The following is a 5,265-nucleotide window of genomic DNA, read 5'->3' as shown; positions in this document are numbered from 1 at the left end:
TGCTCGCCACCCTCGATCGCGAACGCGCAGTCGTCGCCGCGGCGGGCAATCGCGTAACCGTTGACCACCTGCTTGCCGGATTCGAATCCGTTCAGCGCGGCACCGATCTCGACGGCCATGCGCGCGCCACCAGAGGTGCCGTCACATCCCCAACTCGACGTCGCCTGCCAGCGCCAGGACGAGACATCCGGCGAGGCCTTCGCGGCGACCTCGGTGGGCAGGGTCTTTCCGAGTGCCTGCGGCACCCAGGTGCACGCATCGGTGCCACGCAGCTTGTCCAGGCCGGGAAGAGTCGCGGTCGGTATCGCCTGTGGCGTGTCCTGAGGCGTTGTCTCGGACCCGTTGCCGCGCAGGACAACCGCTGTGATCGCTCCTGCGATCACCACCGCGGTCGCCGCGACAATTCCCAGCCGAAGTGCGGTCCGGCGCTTCTCGGCAGGCACCGGGACGGGTGGCGGTGCGGTCGGCGTGTACGCCGGAATGATCTGCGTCGCTTCGGGGTCCGAGGTCAGCGCGACCAGTTTCTGTGTCTGGGCGGCGATTTCGGCATGGACAGGCGCGGGCCACGGGTGCGCCTGAACGGGCAGGACCCCCAGGTAGTCCAGGATCTGAGCGGGTGTCGGTCTGGCCCTCGGGTCCTTGCGCAGACAACCCGCGATCAGATCGCGCAGCGGCGCGGGGACATCGTCGAGTTGCGGCTCGCTGTGGACGATGTTGAACAGTGTGTAGGGAGCGGAGGACGCCGCGAACGGTGCCGTTCCCGTCGCGGCCATGCACAGCAGCGAGCCGAGGGAGAAGACATCGCTCGCGGAGGTGATCGGTTCGCTGTTCGCCTGTTCCGGTGACATGTACGCGGGCGAGCCGACCACGGCACCCACTTCGGTGAGCGCGGCGCCGGTGCCGACCGCCTGCGCGATGCCGAAGTCGATCACGCGCGGTCCGTCGGCGGCCAGAATCACGTTGGCGGGTTTGAGATCTCGATGCACCAGGCCGGTGCTGTGGATCGAGTGCAGCGCGGAGGCCATGCCGGAAGCCAGGGTGCGCAACGCGGGGACCGGCAGTGGGCCCAGCTCGCGCACCGCTTTGTCCAGCCCCACCCCTGCGATGAAGACCGAAGCGAGCCACGGTGTTTCGCCGGTGGTCTCGAAATCGACCACCGCCGCCGTGAATGCCCCCGACACCCGGGCGGAGATGGCGACTTCACGCTCGAACCGCGCCCGGAACTCACGATCGTCGAGCAGATGCGAATGAATCTGCTTGATCGCGACGAAGCGCCCGTCGGGGCCCGTCGCCAGGACGACCCGGCCCATTCCGCCCGCACCGAGCACACCGCGCACCCGATAGCGTCCGATCATCGGCGAGTCACTCGTCGACAGCGCCTCGATCAATTCGGTACTCCCCCAACTCGCTCTCCGCCGCACCCGGCGAAACGGCCGAGATCCCAGCCGCAGTCGCCTGAAACCTAGCATTTCGGCGTCTGGGTCAGCGACTGCTCCGGCTCGCCACCACCACCGCCGCCAGCACGATCGCACAGCTCACAACGGTGGTGAGCGACAGTCTCGCGTCGGCGGCGTCGAGCACCATCGCCGCGACCAGCTGGCCGGCCACCGAGGTGAGGCCGAGCAGCAGGACGCCGATCAGGCCGACCGTCACGGCGGCCAGGGCGATGAACGCGACGCCGATCAAGCCGCCGGTGTAGAGCCAGAGATCGGTGGGGAATTCGGTGGGCAGGCCCGTGGTGGCCAGGGTGTACAGGTCGAGCAGGAGCAGCGCGGTCAGGCCCACGCCGAAGTTGAGCAGGGTGGCGGTGAAGGGGCCGCCGGTGGCGCCGACCCGGCCGTTGACCGCCTGTTGCCAGGCCAGACCGATGCCCGCGAGGGCGGGCAGGACGATGAGCAGGGCTGGGATATCCGGGACGCCGGTGGTGACGGTGGCCGGGGCGGAACTGCCGCCTGCCGAGAGCACGACCCCGGTGATACCGAGGGCGGCCGCGACGAGGCGCCACGCGGTGATCGGGGTTCGGCCGTTCGGGGCGAGGCCGAGCCGGTCGACCACGAGGCTGCTCAGGAGCTGGCCCGCGACCACCGCGACAGTGAATGCGGTGACGCCGATCGCCGCGATGGTGAGTCCCTGTGCCGCTACGAAGAACGCGCCGCACAATCCGCCGAGCAACTGCCAGGGCGCCAACCTGCCCTCCGATACCGCCACACGCACCTTGGTGACGCCCGCGCGCAGCGCCGGGCTGACAGCGAAGGCGATCAGCAGAGCGACGAGCCCGGTGCCGAAGCTGATGGTGGCCGCCGCGATCCCGTCGGCCAGCCGCGCACCCAGCGCACCGTTGATCCGCCCCTGTACCGCGACTCCCGCCCCGATAGCGAACCCGAACACGAGCCCAGCGGTCTTGCGCCTCCCAGCGAAGCTCGCTCGTCCGGGACCTCGACGGTTGGCGGTCGGCGTCACGTATGGGCGTCCTTGGTGCGAGGTGGGTGCTACCCGGAGTCTCCCCCTTGCTCAGGGGTTGCGTTCTCAGTCCTACCACGCTCGGTGCCGTGACGCGGCGGCAGCCAGGTCGGCGTCAACGCGGCGGCGACCAGCAACACCGATCCGAGCAGCGCGATAGTCGTCGACATCGCGAGCCACTGCGTCGCGGCCGCGACGAACGCGAACACACCCAGCGCGACGATCTCGGAGAGCAGCCCGGACACCGAGGTGACGGTGGCCCTGGCCGGGCCCTCGATCGCATCCTGAAGCCGCGCGCCCGCGATGACCTCGGCGTTGAAGTCGATGCCGTAGGCGATGCCGATGCCGACGAATCCCACCCAGACCAGTGCGGGGCCTGCCGCCACCCCGACCGCCAACGCGCCCGCGATGAACAGGATTCCGGCGACGAACAGCGCGATGGCCAACGTGCGAGACGACACGACCTCGGTGCGGCCCGCCAGCAGCGAACCGATCAGCGAACCCGCGACGGTGACGCCGACCAGCAGCGCCGACGTACTGGTCGACGCGCCGCCGGACACCGCGAGCAAGCCGAAGTACTCATCGAAGGCGGTGACGCCGTACAGCAGCGCGCCGAGCAGCACGCCTCGACGCACCCGGCGGACGTGCAGTGCTTCGGCGAGACCCGTTTTGAGCATGGCGAGATAGCGCGACGAGGTGGAACCGGGCGAACTCGACTGTGGCGCCACCGCTCCCGGTTTGACGTGCGGGCCCACCGGTCCGGGTGCGGGCTCGTCCTCGAGATCGTCGACAGCGGTGGCGGAGATGGCGACGGGCGCGCTGGGCAGAGCCAGCGCGGTCAGCGTGTGCAGGAGGCCGACACCGACGCTGACCCAGCCGACCAGCGCATAGCCGCCGATGGCGAAGAGTGGAGCGGCGGCGATGATCGCCACGAGCACGGTGCTCTCCTGCGCACCGCGCGTCCACCCCATGATTCGCGGGTAGGTGGACGGTGCACCGCGCGCGACCAGATCGTCGTAGATCAGCGCCTCGAAGGTTCCCGATTCCAGTGCGCTCGCGATCCCCCAGACGAGGAAGCCGAGCGCGAAGCCGGCGAACGACGGCACCAGCATCCAGAGGGTGAAACACGCGGCCTGCAACACACAGCTCAGGACGAGCAGGCGACGACGCGGCACCGTGTCGGCCCACGCGCCGGATGGCACCTCGAGCAGGAACGCCGTCACCGACCAGATCGCCAACAGCAGCGAGATCTGCGCGGTACTCAGCCCGTGATCGGCGAAGAGAACGCCGTAGAGGGCATAGATCGGTAGCAGGTCGCGGGTGCCCTTGAACAGGACCGCGCGCACCGTGAGGTCGCCGACGCCGGTCGGCTCACGCCTCAACCAGGCCACCGCGTGCCGGAGCGGGAAAGATCAACAGCCGTAGACGAGCATCCGCATGGGTTCTATCGTTCGCGCCGCGACCGGCCGGGTCAAGCGATTATCCGAGCGGGATCCAGCCGTTGGCGGCAAGGGAATCGTCCTCGTCGGTGGCGCTCACCAGCGGACGGCCGTCGTTGAGATCGTTGATGAGCTCCGAGACCGGGTGCGAGTCGCTGTAGTGGTAGCCCTGGGCCAGGGCGAAGCCGAGTTCGGTGAGGACGGCGGCCTGGTATTCGGTCTCCACGCCCTCGGCGATGACCTGCAGGTCGAGCGATTTGCTCAGCGCGGCGATGACGCTGAGCAACGGAGGGGCGGGGGAATCGGAGCGGATGGCGGCGACGAAGGACTGGTCGACCTTGAGGATGTCGCTGGGGATGGTGGCCAGGCGGCTCAGCGAGGAGTAACCGGTGCCGAAATCGTCGATGGCGATGCGCACGCCACGGTCGCGCAGGGTGTGCAGGTTGGTGATCGCGGTCTGGGATTCGGCGGCGAGTTCGCTCTCGGTCACCTCGAGGACGAGCTGGTCGGCGGGCCAGCCGGTATCGGACAGGATGGTCGCGACCCGCTCGGCGTATTCGGTCTCGGCCAGTTCGAGGCCGGAGACGTTCACGTTGAGGGTGAGGTTCAGCGACGCGAAGCTCTCCTGCAGGCGGGCGGCGTCGGCGCAGGCGCGGCGCAGGACCAGCTCGTCCAGGTCGGAGATGAGGTCGTATTCCTCGGCGACACGGATCAGGCCCTCGGTGGTGACCTCGGGCTGCGCGCTCGACGACCAGCGCAGCAGCGCCTCGACGCCGACCGCCTGGCCGCCGTCCTCGGTGAGGCTGACGATCGGCTGGTAGTGCACGTCGAGCGCACCGCGGTCGATGGCCTCGCGCAGTTCCACCGCCAGTGGGAGCTGACGCGACGATTCCAGCACCGTGCGGTTGCGGCCCGCCTGCTTGGCCCGGTACAGGCCCACGTCGGCACGGCTGACCAGCAGCGAACCGGACTCGCCCGGCTGCCAGGAGGTGACACCGGCCGAGCAGCCCATGGTCACCGCGGCCCGCAGTTGTTCGGTGAGCAGGATCGCGGCCTGCTCGGTGGTCCCGGGCAACAGCAGCGCGAACACGTCGCCGCCGAAGCGGGCCAGCACCTGACCGGGTGCGAGCAGGTCGAGCCAGGTATCGGCGACCCGCTGCAGGACGGCGTCGCCCGCGCGGTGGCCGAGGTGATCGTTGATCTTCTGGAATCGGTCGAGGTCGACCAGCACCAGGGCCATGCCCTGACCGCCGCGACCGGCCGCGTCGATCGCCGGGTTGAGCTGCTTCTCGAAACCGCGCCGGTTGAGCAGGCCGGTGAGCACGTCGATATCGGCTTCCGACGCCATCCTGGTGAGGATGCCGAC

At 69.4% G+C, this 5,265-nt stretch carries 4 protein-coding genes; all 4 read right to left on the bottom strand.

The window, feature by feature from the left end; translation table 11 throughout:
* On the bottom strand, positions 1 to 1,355 hold a 1,355-nt coding region (locus ACFWF3_RS23255; protein ID WP_379315252.1), incomplete at its 3' end, for a serine/threonine-protein kinase.
* A gap of 127 nt (positions 1,356 to 1,482) precedes the next feature.
* A complete protein-coding gene (locus ACFWF3_RS23250; protein WP_379315251.1) occupies positions 1,483 to 2,388 on the bottom strand; it encodes a DMT family transporter in 906 nt (301 codons plus the stop codon).
* A 101-nt stretch (positions 2,389 to 2,489) separates the two neighbouring features.
* A complete protein-coding gene (locus tag ACFWF3_RS23245; RefSeq protein WP_379315250.1) occupies positions 2,490 to 3,851 on the bottom strand; it encodes an MFS transporter in 1,362 nt (453 codons plus the stop codon).
* Between the two features lie 88 nt (positions 3,852 to 3,939).
* On the bottom strand, positions 3,940 to 5,265 hold a 1,326-nt coding region (locus tag ACFWF3_RS23240; protein WP_379315249.1), incomplete at its 5' end, for a putative bifunctional diguanylate cyclase/phosphodiesterase.

It is taken from the genome of Nocardia sp. NPDC060220, assembly GCF_042727815.1.
GTDB lineage: Bacteria > Actinomycetota > Actinomycetes > Mycobacteriales > Mycobacteriaceae > Nocardia.
Note: the sequence above shows the minus strand (reverse complement) of the source record. Positions and strands in the feature narration are given on the sequence as shown.